Here is a 14855-nt window from a genome sequence, read left to right as displayed (position 1 = left end):
TCTCTCACCTCGTTATGGGTTAATTTTAGCAGAAAACCGTATTCATAACAATTGAAAGAGAGCCTCGCACGAGACCCTCTCCAAAATTATCTTTTCTTATTTTTCCGCTTAGTGCTTTTATTTTTCGGTACATTATCGTAAAACTTCTTTTTCTTTCTCGTACCTGAGCCTTGGGCAGTTCCTTCAGACTTTTGACCACCACGACCTTCTGTTGTATTGCGGCGCGGCTTTTTCGTGTCACTGCCTGTTTTAAATACTCTCGTATTCTCAGGCCGCTCGCGGCGAGTTCCTTTCATGCCAACGACTTCAAAATCAATCGAACGTTCGTCTTTATTTACTTTTACTACTCTAACGGTAATTTCATCGCCAATTCGGAATACATTACCTGTCCGCTCGCCGATCATCGCAAAATGGCGCTCATCAAAACGATAGTAATCATCTGTCAGGTAGCTGACATGAACGAGGCCTTCAATCGTATTTGGAAGCTCGACAAACATTCCAAAATTGGTCACTGAGCTTATAATACCGTCATACTCTTCACCAATCTTGTCCTCCATGTATTCAGCTTTTTTAAGTTCATCCGTTTCACGTTCTGCGTCAACCGCGCGACGCTCCATCTTAGATGAATGCTGAGCAATTTCAGGCAATCTGACATTCCACTTTTCCCTTGTTGTCTCATCAAGTTTTCCTTCAATAAGATACGTCCGGATTAAGCGGTGAACGATGGTATCAGGATATCGACGAATTGGTGATGTGAAATGAGTATAAAACTCAGTCGATAATCCAAAGTGCCCTAGACTTTCTGGATCGTATTTAGCCTGTTGCATAGAACGAAGCATAACCGTTGAAATGACCATCTCTTCAGGCTTGCCTTGAACTTCTTCAATAATTTCTTGAAGAGCCCTAGGATGAACATCATTGGCCGTTCCTTTGACAATATATCCAAAATTAGTGATAAACTCAAAAAATCTTCTTAGCTTATCTTCTTTTGGATCCTCGTGAATACGGTAAATAAACGGTACTTCCATCCAGTGGAAATGCTCTGCAACGGTTTCGTTTGCAGCCAGCATAAACTCTTCGATTAATTTTTCTGCTACTGAACGTTCACGAAGCACTACATCTATCGGTTTACTTTCTTCATCAACCAATACCTTTGATTCCTTAAAATCAAAATCAATGGCTCCCCGCTTCATTCTCTTTTCGCGCAAGATTTGTGCCAGCACTTCCATTTGTTCAAACATCGGAACAAGAGACTCGTATCGACTCCGTGTTTCTTCATCTTTATCAACTAAAATCCTATTTACATCAAAATAAGTCATTCTCTCAGTTGTTTTAATCACGCTCTGAAAAATTTCATGATTAACAACTTGACCTTCGTCGTTGATTTCCATATTACATGACAGTACTAAACGATCTACCTTTGGATTGAGTGAACAAATACCATTTGATAAACGATGTGGAATCATCGGAATAACCCTGTCTACTAAGTAAACACTCGTTGCCCGTTCTTCCGCCTCAAGATCAATGGGCGTTCCTTCTTTCACATAATAGCTCACATCTGCGATATGTACCCCAAGTTTATAGTTGCCATTTTCAAGCTTTGTCACGGTAACAGCATCATCAAGATCCTTTGCGTCAGCACCATCGATTGTGACAATGGTTTCATTCCGTAAATCGCGGCGGTTGGCCAGTTCGCTTTCATCAATCGTATCTGGAGTATCATTTGCCTGCTTTAATACTTCATCAGGGAATGCCATCGGCAGACCATGTTTATGAATAACAGATAGAATATCCACACCTGGGTCATTTTTATGGCCAAGGACCGTAATGACTTCACCCTCAGCACTTTTCCTGCCTTCAGGATAGGTGATTAATTTAACGACAACTTTATGACCTTCGACCGCACCCTTAGATGCTGATTTGGGGATAAAAATATCACTAGCAAACTTTTTATCATCAGGAATAACAAAACCAAAGCTTTTGCTTTCTACATAGGTACCTACAATTTGCTGAACCCCTCGTTCAAGAATGCGAATGACGCTGCCTTCTCTGCGCTGTCCCGAGCTTTCTGATGAAATACGGGCAAGAACGGTATCTCCGTGCATCGCGGTATTCGTTTCATTTGGCGGAATGAAAATATCATCCATCCCAGGCTCATCGGGAATCACAAAGGCAAATCCTTTAGCGTGACCTGTTAGTTTCCCGCGGATTAAGTTCATTTTTTGCGGCAAGCCATAACGGTTGCTGCGAGTACGGACGACTAGTCCCTTTTCTTCCATTTGAACAAGTGCTTTTACAAATTCCTTAAAGTCGCTAGAATCTGAAATACCAAAAGCCTCTTCTAGCTCTTGAACAGTCAAAGGCTTGTAAGCCTCGTCCCTCATATATTGTAATAGCTTGTCAACGTGCAGTTGAATATTATCTTCCAATAAAATCCCTCCTCAATAGGATTAATTCTTCCAATCTAATTTTTCTAAAAAGTCGTAAACATCTTCATGTAGCTGATCACGTTCTTTATCTAGCGTAATCACATGTCCTGAATCTTCGTACCATTTGATTTCTTTCATGACGGATTCCACTTCATTGTAAATGATGTTTGCACTATCTGTGTTTATCATTTTGTCATGACGTGCTTGAACAACAAATGATGGAGCATAAATCATATCCACATGATTGCGAACATCTGAAATTAAGTCCTGCAGAGCCTTTAAGGTTTTCATCGGTGTTTTCGCAAACTCATTCATTTCTAGTTCAATTTGTTCTTCGCTTTTTCCTTCTCGTTTCTTATAATCGCGTGCATACTCAAGAATTCCGTGATACATCACTTCTTCACTTTTTATATACATGGGTGCACACATTGGAAATACACCTTTTATAGGTACAGTGTAACCCAATTTCAAGGAAAATACGCCGCCAAGCGAAAGTCCTCCGACTGCAATTTCTTCGTGCCCTTGATTTTTTAAAAAATTATAGCCATTTATGACATCCTGCCACCAATCTTCAGGGCCAGTGTGAACTAGTTCCTCTGGTGGAACACCATGTCCCTTATAGTGCGGTGCATGACAGGTATATCCCCTTTTTTCTAAAAAGCGTCCCAACATCCGGACGTCAGCCGAATTTCCTGTGAATCCGTGAAGTAAAAGGACCGCTCGTTTTCCTCCTCTAAAGGTAAAGGGCTTCGGTACAGCAATTTTCATAGTTAAAACTCCTTCAGTTCTATAAAATCCATTATCTTAGTTTAAGCAAAGAATTGGGTAACATTCCAGAAATAAGCCTTCGATTTTTGTGCATAAAAAAAACCTGACATTAGAGCCAGGTTTTTTGAGCATTCTTTATTAAACTTCGAAGTATGCAACCAATACCGCAAGGATAATGAAAAGAACTGCTAAAACGATGGTAATACGATGTAAAATTAAATCAAGTCCTCGTGCTTTTTGCTTACCAAATAATGTTTCAGCTCCACCTGAAATGGCACCAGATAGTCCAGCACTTTTACCTGATTGCAATAAAACAACTAAAATAAGTCCAATACTCACGATTACTAATAATGTAACAACCAATGCATGCATGTAAGCCACCTCCTGTTATTTCGTACATTTCACAGTATTTTTAATTTACCATATTATTGCCCTTTTAACAATACTAGTATTTGTGGCAGCTTTTAGGAGTTTACCAACGGATGGATGAGACACTCCAAACTAAAGTCACGCTTGAGTGACCGTGAATTCTCTACTTTTTACGTTTCGGTCACTCCAGAAAAAGAAAGACACTCATTCGTCAATGAGTGCCTTCGTATATCGAATTATTTTCTTAGGTTATAGAAAGATTTTAATCCGTTGTATTGTGCTGTTTCACCCAATTGATCTTCAATACGAAGCAATTGGTTGTATTTCGCTACACGGTCTGTACGTGAAGGTGCACCTGTTTTGATTTGACCAGCGTTTGTTGCAACCGCGATGTCAGCGATTGTATTATCTTCTGTTTCACCAGAACGGTGGGAGATAACAGCAGTATAGCCAGCACGCTTCGCCATTTCAATTGCATCAAATGTTTCAGTTAATGTACCAATTTGGTTTACTTTGATTAGGATTGAGTTACCGATACCATTTGTGATACCTTCAGAAAGCTTCTTAGTATTAGTAACAAATAAATCATCACCAACTAATTGAACTCTGTTTCCAATACGCTCAGTTAAAAGCTTGTGACCTTCCCAATCGTTTTCATCTAAACCATCTTCAATAGAGATAATTGGATATTTATTAGAAAGCTCTTCATACCAATCAACCATTTCAGCAGAAGTCTTCACAACGCCTTCACCAGCAAGGTGGTATTTCCCATCTTCTTTGTTATAAAACTCAGAAGACGCAGCATCCATTGCTAAGAATACTTCTTCACCAGGCTTGTAGCCAGCTTTTTCGATTGCTTGAACAATCGTTTGAAGTGCTTCTTCGTTTGATCCTAGGTTTGGAGCAAATCCGCCTTCATCTCCAACTGCTGTGTTAAGTCCTTTTTCTTTAAGAACTGATTTTAAGCTGTGGAAAATTTCAGCACCCATACGAAGGGCTTCTCTGAAGTTTGGAGCTCCTACAGGCATTACCATGAATTCTTGAATATCAACGTTGTTATCAGCATGCTCGCCGCCGTTTACAATGTTCATCATTGGAACAGGAAGCTGCTTTGCATTGAATCCGCCAAGGTATTGATATAAAGGAACATCTAAGTAGTTAGCTGCAGCATGAGCAACGGCCATAGAAACACCAAGGATTGCGTTGGCACCTAATTTACCTTTATTTTCTGTTCCATCAAGTTCGATTAAAGCATGGTCAACAGAAACTTGATCTAAAACACTAAATTCTTCACCAACAAGATGTGGAGCAATAATTTCATTAACATTTTCTACTGCTTTTAATACACCTTTACCAAGGTAACGTTCTGAATCGCCATCGCGAAGTTCTACTGCTTCATATTCACCTGTTGAAGCACCGCTTGGTACTAACGCACGGCCAAAAGCTCCTGATTCTGTAAAAACTTCAACTTCTACTGTTGGGTTACCGCGGGAATCTAATACTTCACGTGCATATACGTCTACAATAAATGGCATTTAATTTCTCTCCTTTTAATATGAAAATTATTTAACTAATGATTTTCCTGTCATTTCAGCTGGCTGCTGTACTCCCAAAAGATCCAGAATCGTAGGAGCTAAATCTCCTAAGATACCACCGTCACGCAGCTCTACACCATTCCTAGTAACAATTACAGGCACAGGATTGGTTGTATGAGCAGTCATCGGATCACCTTCAAGCGTGATTACTTCATCTGCATTACCATGGTCAGCTGTAATGATAGCTGTACCACCTTTTTCAAGAATTAGATCAACAATTTTTCCTAAGCATTCATCAACCGTTTCAATTGCCTTAACAGTTGGTTCAAGCATTCCAGAATGTCCAACCATATCTGGGTTTGCAAAGTTTAAAAGAATGGCGTCAAACTTATCTGCCTGTATTTCCTTAATGAGTGCATCTGTTACTTCATAGGCGCTCATTTCAGGCTGAAGGTCATAAGTCGCAACCTTTGGCGAGTTAATTAAAATCCGCTCCTCGCCTGGGAACTTATCCTCACGGCCGCCGCTCATAAAGAAAGTAACATGGGGATATTTTTCGGTCTCGGCAATTCTTAATTGCTTCAATCCATTTTGAGCTAATACTTCTCCTAATGTGTTATCCAAGTTAGAAGGTTTAAACGCAACATAACCATTCACTGATTCACTGAAGTGTGTTAAGCATACGAAGAATAAATCTCTAGGATGTTTTTCTCCACGATCGAATGGTCGGAAATCTTCATTTGTAAATACGTTAGAAATTTGAATCGCTCGGTCAGGACGGAAATTATAGAAAATGACTGCATCATTGTCCTGAATGGTTGCAACAGGCTTACCGTCTTCCTTTGTGATTACGGAAGGAATAACGAATTCATCAAAAATTCCATGCTGGTAGGAATCCTCTACTACCTCTAATGGATTTGTATAAGCAGGCCCATCGCCATAAACCATGGAACAGTATGACTTTTCAACACGCTCCCAGCGGTTGTCACGGTCCATTGAATAATAGCGTCCAGAAATGGTTGCGAATTCTCCAACGCCATACTCGTTCATTTTATCCAAAGTTTGTTGTATATATGTTGCAGCTGTTTTCTGGCCAACATCACGTCCATCAAGGAAGCCATGAATGTAAACATTCTCTATGCCTTCTTCTTTCGCCAGCTTTAAGAGTGCAAACATATGGTTAATATGGCTGTGTACACCGCCATCAGATAGTAATCCAAATAGATGTAGGTTAGTTCCGTTTTTCTTAACATGATCCATCGCACTACAGATGGTTTCATTTTTTTCAAATTCACCTTCACGAATGGCAATGTTCACACGTGTTAAGCTTTGGTAAACAATACGGCCGGCACCGATATTCAAATGGCCCACTTCTGAGTTACCCATTTGTCCCTCAGGAAGCCCTACTGCCTCGCCTGAAGCCGTTAAATGCGAGTGTGGAAAATTACTCCAATACCGATCAAAATTCGGTTTTTTTGCATGAAAGACTGCATTCCCTTTTTGTTCATCCCTGCATCCAAATCCATCTAGAATGATGAGGGCAACGGGAGACTTACTCATAGCTTCCTGCCTCCAATAGCTGCAAGAATGAGCGGGCTTCAAGGCTGGCTCCGCCTACAAGAGCACCATCGATATCTGGCTGTGCCATATATTCTTTAATATTTTCTGGTTTCACACTTCCACCATATTGAATTCTAACGGCATTAGCAACATCTTCACTGAACTGTTGGCCAACTACTTGACGAATATGTGCACAAACATCATTCGCATCTTGTGAAGTAGATGATTTTCCAGTTCCAATTGCCCAAATAGGTTCATAGGCAATAACGGTCTGTTTCACTTGGTCATCCGTTAAACCAGCCAGCGCTTTTTGAATTTGAGATCCTACAAAATCCATCGTTTCGCCATTTTCACGCTGTTCTAGTGTCTCACCACAGCAAACAATTGGTGTTAAGTTATATTTAAAGGCTGCAAGTGTCTTTAAGTTTACAGACTCATCCGTTTCATTGAACATTTCTCTACGTTCAGAATGACCAATAATCACATATTGCACGCCAATTTCAGAAAGAGGTTTTGGGCTGATTTCGCCGGTAAACGCTCCGCTCTCTTCAAAATGCATATTTTGGGCACCAATTTTCACTTCTGTACCTTCCGTAATTTCTACAAGATTTTGTAAAAATAAAGCCGGGGCACAAATGACAGAATCGATTTTGTCTGCTTGAGGTACAAGTCCTTTTACTTCTTCCGTAAAGCTTTTTGCCTCAGCTAGTGTTTTATTCATTTTCCAGTTACCTGCAATAATCGGTTTACGCATGCGGGCACATCCTTCCTTACTACAGTAAAAAATTATTTATCGTTTAATGCTACTACTCCAGGAAGCTCTTTGCCTTCCATAAATTCAAGTGAAGCACCGCCGCCTGTTGAAATATGACTCATTTTTTCAGCTAAATCAAATTTCTCAACTGCTGCTGCAGAGTCTCCTCCGCCAATCACTGAATATGTACCTTCTGCTTCAGCAAGTGCTTGTGCAACTGCCTTCGTACCACCAGCAAATTTATCGATTTCAAACACACCCATAGGTCCATTCCAAATCACTAATTTTGATTTTTGAATAACATCACGATAAATTTCAGCTGTTTTTGGACCGATATCGAGAGCTTCCCAATCTGCAGGAATCTCATTAATAGCTACTTCCTTAGTATTCGCGTCGGCCGAGAAATCATCAGCAACAATCGCATCAACAGGTATGTAGAAATTAACACCTTTTTCTTTTGCTTTTTCAATAAAGGAATTCGCTAAGTCAATTTTATCTGCTTCAAGAAGGGATTTACCGATTTCATGTCCCTGTGCCTTAACAAAGGTATACGCAAGTCCACCGCCAATGATTAGGTTATCAACCTTTTCTAAAAGGTTTTCAATAACGCCAATTTTGTCCTTCACCTTTGCACCGCCAATAATTGCAGTAAACGGACGCTCCGGATTTGATAATGCTTTTCCTAGTACATCAAGCTCTTTTTCCATTAAAAGACCGGATACAGCAGGTAGATGGTGTGCAATACCTTCTGTTGAAGCGTGGGCTCTGTGTGCTGCACCAAATGCATCATTTACATAGACATCAGCAAGTTCTGCAAAGGATTTTGCCAGTTCAGAATCATTCTTTTCTTCTCCAGGGTAAAAACGAACGTTTTCAAGAAGAAGTACATCGCCTTCATTCATCGTTTCTATTAAAGATTTAACAGAATCACCGTAAGCTTCATCGGCTTTTTGTACGTTTTTGCCAAGAAGTTCAGAAAGTCTTACCCCGACTGGAGTTAAACGCATTTCCTCTACAACTTTGCCTTTTGGACGTCCAAAATGACTTGCCAGGATTACTTTTGCGCCTTGATCGATTAGGTATTGGATAGTAGGTATTGCAGCGCGAATTCTTGTTTCGTCCGTGATTTTTCCATCCTGCATAGGTACGTTAAAATCAACTCGGCAGAAAACCCGTTTTCCTTTAACATCTACATCTTTTAATGTTTTCTTGTTCATGCGAGAAGCCTCCTATAATAAAAAGCTATTGAATCACAATCTTTAATTACATGAAAAAAGGAGAGGGGGAATGTTCCCCGCTCCCCTTTGAAATACCATAAATCATTATAGCTGTTAGAAGAGAAAATTACCAATACCAGCCAAATAATGAATGAAAATTTAGGACTATAGACCTTTTTGAGCGATATATCCAATAAGGTCAACAACACGGCTTGAATAACCAACTTCGTTATCATACCAAGATAATACTTTAACCATATTGCCTTCAAGAACCATTGTTGATAATGAATCGATTGAAGATGAAGCAGGGCTGCCATTATAGTCAGTAGAAACTAATGGAAGTTCGCTATAGTGTAGAATTCCTTTTAATGGACCTTCAGAAGCTGTTTTTAATGCTGCATTAACTTCTTCAGCAGTTACATCTTTTTCTAACTCAGCTACTAAGTCAACAATTGAAACGTTTGGTGTTGGTACACGAACAGCCATACCATTTAATTTACCTTTAAGTTCTGGAAGAACTAAAGAAACTGCTTTAGCTGCACCAGTTGAAGTTGGAATCATGTTCTCAGCTGCTGCACGTGCACGACGGTAGTCCTTATGTGGTAAATCAAGGATTTGTTGGTCATTTGTATAAGAGTGAATGGTAGTCATCATTCCACGCTTAATTCCGAATTGATCATTTAAAACCTTCGCAAAAGGAGCTAGACAGTTAGTTGTACAAGATGCATTTGATAATACATGGTGGTTAGCTGCATCGTACTTATCTTCGTTAACACCCATAACAATTGTAATATCTTCGTTTGATGCTGGAGCTGAAATAATAACCTTCTTCGCACCTGCTTCAAGGTGTTTCGCTGCATCTTCACGCTTCGTGAAACGTCCTGTTGATTCAACCACTACTTCAACGCCAAGTTCACCCCAGCCTAATTGAGCTGGATCGCGTTCAGCAAGTACTTTTACCTTTTGGTTGCCAACAACTAGGTATTGACCGTCAACGGTAACATCTTGTTGAAGAGTTCCATGGACTGTATCGTATTTTAATAGATGCGCAAGCATATTTGCATCTGTTAAATCGTTAATTGCTACGATTTCCATCTCTGAATTATTTAATGCCGCACGGAATACGTTACGGCCGATACGACCAAATCCATTAATACCAACTTTTACTGTCATTGTAATTTCCTCCTTGTATTGAAAAAAGGTTTTATTTTAAAAAGGGATTAACCTTTTAATAACTTTCTTGCTGCACCTTCATCTGTGATTAGAATCGTTGAAGATGGTGCTTTCCTCATATACGCCTTTATTGCTTTTGCCTTTGAAGCTCCGCCCGCAACAGCAATCACATTTGGAATCTGTGCTAGGTCTTCCAGTTGAAGTCCAATCGTTAATACCTTATGGACAATTTCACCTTTTTCGTTAAAATAGTAGCCGAATGCTTCACCGACTGCAGCATTAGATTCTAGCTTTTGCTTAACCTCAGGTTTTGACTTTCTTCTTTCAGCCATTGTAATAGCGTCCCCTATACCATGAAGAACCATGCTTGCCGATTTAATTAAATTTAACACTTCATGGATTTCTGGCTCTTTAATCAGGGATTCATAAATTTCGTTACTAACCTGGTCTGGAACATAGAATACACGATGTTTCGACCCTGTATTCTTTGACATAATCGAGCTAATCGTATTTGCCTGGTTTTGAACATCCTCACCAATGCCGCCACGAGCAGGAACAAAAAGTAAATCCTTTTTACCAAGCTCTGGTGTAAGTACATTTGCGACGGCTGCCATGGTTGAGCCGCCAGTTACAGCGATAATATTTTTTCCTGTTAAGTTGTTTTTCATGCAAATTGCACTGGCCTTACCCAGGTCATCCTTCACCATTAGGGACTCATCACTGTTACCTGGAACAATCACTACCTTACGAATTTTAAGGCGGTGCTTCAACTCCAGTTCCATTACATCAATTCCAATTAACTCGCGTATCATTTCTTCTAAGTCTTCCAGTAAATTTTTCCCTTCAAGGGTCAAATTCATTCCAATATTGTTAATGGAAACAAGATTTTGTTCCTTTAGGAAATCAACTTCACTGCGAAGGACTCGTTCTGTATAGCCAAGATTGTTAGCAAGACTTCTTCTTCCAACGGGCTGCATAAAACCAATATGCCTAAGGATAGAATATCGTTTATGTAGCACTTGAAGGAGATCAGGTAATAATCTTTTCTGAATATCGATGAGTGATTGCATAACATCTTGCTCCTTTATTATATGTGACTGGTCATAAAATGTCCACCATAGACAAATTATGTCCCACATCACCGAAAAAAAATCACCCCTGCTAACAATTTACATTCTAACAGGAGTGAAAACCTATTTCAACTTAAAAGTTTTGTGTTTTTTCTTGCAAACGGTTACTTATGTCGATTTTGTTAATTATTCCAAAAGAAACTTCTTCTCCATTAATATGAACAACAGGAATCATAATACCATACAGCTCCGTTAGTTCATCACTCTCATCAATATCAAATTCCTCTAAAGTAAAGTTCCATTCTTCCTGTAATTCAAGGATTAATTTTTTTGCTTTCTCACAAAGTGGACAGCGTTTTCTAGTATAAAAGGTAATCACTGTTTGCGGCATAGTTTATTTCCTTTCAATCAAACCTTTTTCTTTTGGATGAAGAATGAATTCCCAACTGATCTCGATACTTAGCGATGGTTCGCCTTGAAACCACGATTCCTTGGGTACTCATTAGTTTTTCCACTATTTCTTGATCGGATAACGGTCTCTGTTTGTTTTCTTTTTCAATCATGGCAGCTATAGCGTTTTTCACCTGACTAGAGGAAGTATTTTCATTTGAAACCGTTTGAATTGTACTTGTAAAAAAAGATTTTAACGAAAAGGTTCCAACCGGAGTCTGAACGTATTTATCCTTTACTGCTCGGCTTACAGTGGATTCATGAATATCCAGCTCAATTGCGATTTCCTTCATGATCATTGGAACAAGGTATTCACGCCCTTTTTGAAGAAAAAGCGTCTGCTTTTCAACAATTTTCCCTGCCACTCTTGTTAAGGTTTCTTTTCGTTGCTCAATACTCCTCTGTATCCACTGATAATCCTGTACCTTTTCCTGCAAAAACCGACCAACCTGTGAATCCTGGTTTGCATTAAATTTTTGGTAATAGTGATTGTTAAAGCTAATTTTAGGGATAATGTCATCACACAATCGTACGGAAAACTGATCGCCGATTCTTTCAACGATCACATCTGGGATAATATAGGATGCATTTTCCTGCTCTAATAGTGCACCTGGCCGTGGATTAAGCTTCTGTATGGTATCAAATACTTCTTGTATCTTTTGCAAGGGAATTTCCAACTCTTTTGAAATTTTCTTCCATTTCTTTTCAGCAAACGGTACGAAGTAGTCCGATAGAATCGTTAGTGCTAAATCATCTTTAAGGTTTTCCCGTTCGACTTGAATTAATAAACATTCCTGAAGGTTCCTGGCCCCGATTCCTGCAGGCTCCAAGGCCTGAATCACAATTACGCTCTCTTCAACCAGTTCCAAGTGGACACCTAATTTATCTGCGATATCCTCTGGTTCAGAGGCTAAGTATCCGTTTACATCTAGATTCTGAATCAAATGTTTAATTATATTTAATTGAATACTAGAGTATTTATGAAGATTAAGTTGATTTAGCAATTGTTCTTCAATTGAGGACGACTTTGCTGCAATTTGTTCAATCCACTCGTTTTCCGTATTCCTCGTATGTTTCCGCCGATTGCGGTCTATTAAAGGGTTAATAGGCTGAATGTTGTTATTCTCAACTTGGAGCAGGGGATTTTCAAGCGCCTTGTTTTCTAAAAAAGAGGAAAGCTCTTGGGCTGAATATTGTAAAAGTGCAATCGCTTGTGTTAATTCCTGCGTCATTGCCAATTTCAAAGATTGTTGCTGCCATAAACCTGCTTTTAAGTCCATTTCCTAACCCCCCTTTTTCTATTTTACAGGATAATAGAGAATTGGTGAATGGAAAAAATCTGGGTAACTTGACTTTAGGTGGTTATTACCACTTTTAATGTCACTAAACTCAAAAAAGGCTTGCATGGAAACAAGCCTTTTCCTCCTCATTTCATATTTTCAAGTTCCTTTCGATTGGGTGCCATCGGAGGCTGCTGTAGCCATCCGCGATCAACTAATAAATTAAACCCTTTACCAGCATAAATTAAAATTTCTGCTATAAATTTTTGATAATTGACCACCAAATCTGTTCGCATCGACACGGACACCGCGTGGCCAAGCAACGTAATATCGATGCCATTCAAAGCATCAAATAAGGTAACAATTAGTTTATTCGAAAAAGGAAGCACAGTTGAATCGGTTACTTCCGTATTGGTTGAGGTATTGCCAAGAAGTTGTTCTTTTACTAGAATTTCAAGAAATACTCTTATTTGCTTTTCTGAAATTTCCTTTCCCTCTTTAATAAAATCCTTTATTTCTTTGTCGTCGACAACTTGGAGTAACGCCGTACATAGAAGCATGGAAAAATAATTGCGTTCGAGATTAAAAAAGATTTCTGTTATTTCAATTGCATTTAATGGTCTTTTCTTTATCATCCCGCTTAGATAGGAAAGCTTCTCAATATATTCTATCTGCTTGGGATAGGGAATCATAGGAGGCCGATCATATATACCCTTTGACAGCATGAGTTCCGTCGATGCCTTATATAATAGGGATGCTTCATTAACGGTAGTTACGTAGAAATTCAGAACATCTTCTCTTGCAACATTCGCGGTCAGAAAACCAGCGTTAATCATTCCCAGCCGATTCATCATATAAACAAAGGTAAGCCCGAACATATCATAGAACAAAGGCGGCGCTGAATAATTAATATCCTCGTCCGTAAACGAATCGGGTAAGGGGATATTCTCCTTCGTAAAAATAGCGGATATTTGTTGAATATGGTTTTCAGCAGTCTTAAGCGCTTTTTCCAAAAGAGGTTTAATTTCTTCATCCTGATTGTGATAAAGAAAGTATTTTACTAAACAAATCGTCATATTATCTTGGATAAAGGTAGCCCATAAACCACCAATCTCCGCACTAGATAACCTAATACTGTGCTTAACCATCAATGAAAGCCTCCTTATATGTTCTATATGAAAGATTCCCTGCAGAAAGGTGCTTTATTCATGTTTCAAGACAAATGACTATACGAAAAAAGCCCCCGCGCTTTTAAAGCGTAGGAGCTCTGTTTTGGATGACGCGCTCGGAGGGAATCGAACCCCCATTTTAAGAACCGGAATCTTACGTGCTATCCGTTGCACCACGAGCGCAAATATGCGACTTACATATTATATGCCAATTTGCGAAACTTTGCAACTCTGATATGTTTAAAAAAGCCCTCATTGGTTATGATGGAAAAGTGAAGATTGTCGAACAAATATAAAGGCGAATTGTTTGACCTTAATTGACCATCAGTGTATCATTAACTATACATACTAATACCTTTCACACTTAAAGGAGGAAGAAAAATGAACTTGATTCCTACAGTTATTGAACAAACAAACCGCGGAGAGAGAGCATACGATATCTATTCTCGTCTCTTAAAAGACCGCATTATCATGCTTGGCAGTGGTATTGATGATCATGTAGCAAACAGCATTGTTGCACAATTATTATTCTTAGAAGCGGAAAACCCTGAAAAGGATATATCCATTTACATTAACAGCCCTGGCGGCAGTATTACAGCTGGTATGGCCATCTTTGATACCATGCAGTTCATTAAGCCAGATGTTCAAACCATTTGTATCGGTATGGCTGCTTCTATGGGTGCCTTCTTACTTGCTGCTGGTACAAAGGGTAAACGTTATGCGTTACCAAATGCTGAAGTAATGATTCACCAGCCATTAGGTGGAGCACAAGGTCAAGCGACTGAGATTGAAATTGCAGCAAAGCGCATTCTATTCCTTCGTGAAAAATTGAATGGAATCCTATCAGAGCGTACTGGCCAGCCTCTTGAAGTAATCCAAAAGGACACTGACCGCGATAACTTCATGACAGCTGAAAGAGCAAAAGAATACGGTCTTGTTGATCACATTATCACAAGAAGCCTTGCAGAAGAAAAGAAAGAAAAATAAAAAAAAAAGCAGCCGATGATTCGTCCGGCTGCTTTTTTTTGGAAATACTAAGTAAAAAATGCTAACTTTGTTGATTGGAGCGGAAGGTGCGAGA

Annotated in this window: 13 protein-coding genes and 1 tRNA gene; 1 reads left to right on the top strand and 13 read right to left on the bottom strand. The window is 39.3% G+C overall.

The genetic code is table 11. The features are described from left to right. Window positions 1-86: 86 nt before the first annotated feature. The 13 genes from rnr to CHI06_RS01595 all read right to left on the bottom strand — a co-directional run bounded on the left by rnr (window position 87) and on the right by CHI06_RS01595 (window position 13957). A complete protein-coding gene (gene rnr / locus CHI06_RS01655; RefSeq protein ID WP_373558124.1) occupies window positions 87-2384 on the bottom strand; it encodes a ribonuclease R in 2298 nt (765 codons plus the stop codon). Window positions 2385-2450: 66 nt separating this feature from the next. Continuing rightward, on the bottom strand, window positions 2451-3197 hold the full coding sequence (locus CHI06_RS01650; RefSeq protein ID WP_095246683.1) for an alpha/beta hydrolase: 747 nt from the start codon (window positions 3195-3197) through the stop codon (window positions 2451-2453). 138 nt (window positions 3198-3335) lie between these two features. Further along, window positions 3336-3569 carry a preprotein translocase subunit SecG gene (gene secG / locus CHI06_RS01645; RefSeq protein WP_095246682.1) on the bottom strand — a complete coding sequence of 78 codons (234 nt, stop codon included), beginning with the start codon at window positions 3567-3569 and terminating at the stop codon, window positions 3336-3338. Between the two features lie 233 nt (window positions 3570-3802). Beyond that, window positions 3803-5101, bottom strand: coding sequence for a phosphopyruvate hydratase (eno, locus tag CHI06_RS01640; protein WP_095246681.1), 1299 nt, complete (start codon window positions 5099-5101; stop codon window positions 3803-3805). Window positions 5102-5128: 27 nt separating this feature from the next. Beyond that, on the bottom strand, window positions 5129-6661 hold the full coding sequence (gene gpmI, locus CHI06_RS01635; protein ID WP_095246680.1) for a 2,3-bisphosphoglycerate-independent phosphoglycerate mutase: 1533 nt from the start codon (window positions 6659-6661) through the stop codon (window positions 5129-5131). Then, window positions 6654-7415, bottom strand: a complete 762-nt coding sequence (gene tpiA, locus CHI06_RS01630; protein ID WP_095246679.1) for a triose-phosphate isomerase — start codon at window positions 7413-7415, stop codon at window positions 6654-6656. The genes gpmI and tpiA overlap by 8 nt, the downstream gene beginning before the upstream one ends. A 32-nt stretch (window positions 7416-7447) precedes the next feature. Then, on the bottom strand, window positions 7448-8632 hold the full coding sequence (locus CHI06_RS01625; protein ID WP_095246678.1) for a phosphoglycerate kinase: 1185 nt from the start codon (window positions 8630-8632) through the stop codon (window positions 7448-7450). A 165-nt stretch (window positions 8633-8797) separates the two neighbouring features. Beyond that, a complete protein-coding gene (gene gap / locus CHI06_RS01620; protein ID WP_095246677.1) occupies window positions 8798-9805 on the bottom strand; it encodes a type I glyceraldehyde-3-phosphate dehydrogenase in 1008 nt (335 codons plus the stop codon). Between the two features lie 47 nt (window positions 9806-9852). Further along, a complete protein-coding gene (locus CHI06_RS01615) occupies window positions 9853-10875 on the bottom strand; it encodes a sugar-binding transcriptional regulator (protein ID WP_095246676.1) in 1023 nt (340 codons plus the stop codon). Window positions 10876-11008: 133 nt separating this feature from the next. Continuing rightward, window positions 11009-11266 carry a glutaredoxin family protein gene (locus tag CHI06_RS01610; RefSeq protein ID WP_095246675.1) on the bottom strand — a complete coding sequence of 86 codons (258 nt, stop codon included), beginning with the start codon at window positions 11264-11266 and terminating at the stop codon, window positions 11009-11011. Between the two features lie 13 nt (window positions 11267-11279). Further along, complete coding sequence (gene rpoN / locus CHI06_RS01605; protein ID WP_095246674.1) at window positions 11280-12605, bottom strand: RNA polymerase factor sigma-54; 1326 nt, start codon at window positions 12603-12605, stop codon at window positions 11280-11282. A 146-nt stretch (window positions 12606-12751) separates the two neighbouring features. Further along, a complete protein-coding gene (locus CHI06_RS01600) occupies window positions 12752-13753 on the bottom strand; it encodes a DUF3231 family protein (RefSeq protein ID WP_095246673.1) in 1002 nt (333 codons plus the stop codon). A 132-nt stretch (window positions 13754-13885) separates the two neighbouring features. Continuing rightward, window positions 13886-13957 (bottom strand) — tRNA-Arg (locus CHI06_RS01595). A 198-nt stretch (window positions 13958-14155) separates the two neighbouring features. Between CHI06_RS01595 and clpP the strand changes: the two genes are divergently transcribed. Next, window positions 14156-14761 (top strand): ATP-dependent Clp endopeptidase proteolytic subunit ClpP, encoded by a 606-nt coding sequence (clpP, locus tag CHI06_RS01590; RefSeq protein ID WP_095246672.1) that lies wholly within the window; start codon window positions 14156-14158, stop codon window positions 14759-14761. Window positions 14762-14855 lie beyond the last annotated feature (94 nt).

The sequence above is a fragment of the Bacillus sp. 7884-1 genome, from assembly GCF_002272245.1.
GTDB lineage: Bacteria > Bacillota > Bacilli > Bacillales > Cytobacillaceae > Neobacillus.
This window is presented reverse-complemented; position numbering and strand designations above follow the sequence as displayed.

Bases quoted from the DNA above. Each gene is read 5' to 3' on its own strand.
- gpmI (WP_095246680.1), bottom strand. From the start codon at position 6,661: ATGAGTAAGTCTCCCGTTGCCCTCATCATTCTAGATGGATTTGGATGC.
- CHI06_RS01600 (WP_095246673.1), bottom strand. From the start codon at position 13,753: ATGGTTAAGCACAGTATTAGGTTATCTAGTGCGGAGATTGGTGGTTTA.
- CHI06_RS01615 (WP_095246676.1), bottom strand. From the start codon at position 10,875: ATGCAATCACTCATCGATATTCAGAAAAGATTATTACCTGATCTCCTT.
- clpP (WP_095246672.1), top strand. From the start codon at position 14,156: ATGAACTTGATTCCTACAGTTATTGAACAAACAAACCGCGGAGAGAGA.
- tpiA (WP_095246679.1), bottom strand. From the start codon at position 7,415: ATGCGTAAACCGATTATTGCAGGTAACTGGAAAATGAATAAAACACTA.
- CHI06_RS01610 (WP_095246675.1), bottom strand. From the start codon at position 11,266: ATGCCGCAAACAGTGATTACCTTTTATACTAGAAAACGCTGTCCACTT.
- gap (WP_095246677.1), bottom strand. From the start codon at position 9,805: ATGACAGTAAAAGTTGGTATTAATGGATTTGGTCGTATCGGCCGTAAC.
- eno (WP_095246681.1), bottom strand. From the start codon at position 5,101: ATGCCATTTATTGTAGACGTATATGCACGTGAAGTATTAGATTCCCGC.
- CHI06_RS01625 (WP_095246678.1), bottom strand. From the start codon at position 8,632: ATGAACAAGAAAACATTAAAAGATGTAGATGTTAAAGGAAAACGGGTT.
- rpoN (WP_095246674.1), bottom strand. From the start codon at position 12,605: ATGGACTTAAAAGCAGGTTTATGGCAGCAACAATCTTTGAAATTGGCA.
- rnr (WP_373558124.1), bottom strand. From the start codon at position 2,384: ATGAGGGACGAGGCTTACAAGCCTTTGACTGTTCAAGAGCTAGAAGAG.
- secG (WP_095246682.1), bottom strand. From the start codon at position 3,569: ATGCATGCATTGGTTGTTACATTATTAGTAATCGTGAGTATTGGACTT.
- CHI06_RS01650 (WP_095246683.1), bottom strand. From the start codon at position 3,197: ATGAAAATTGCTGTACCGAAGCCCTTTACCTTTAGAGGAGGAAAACGA.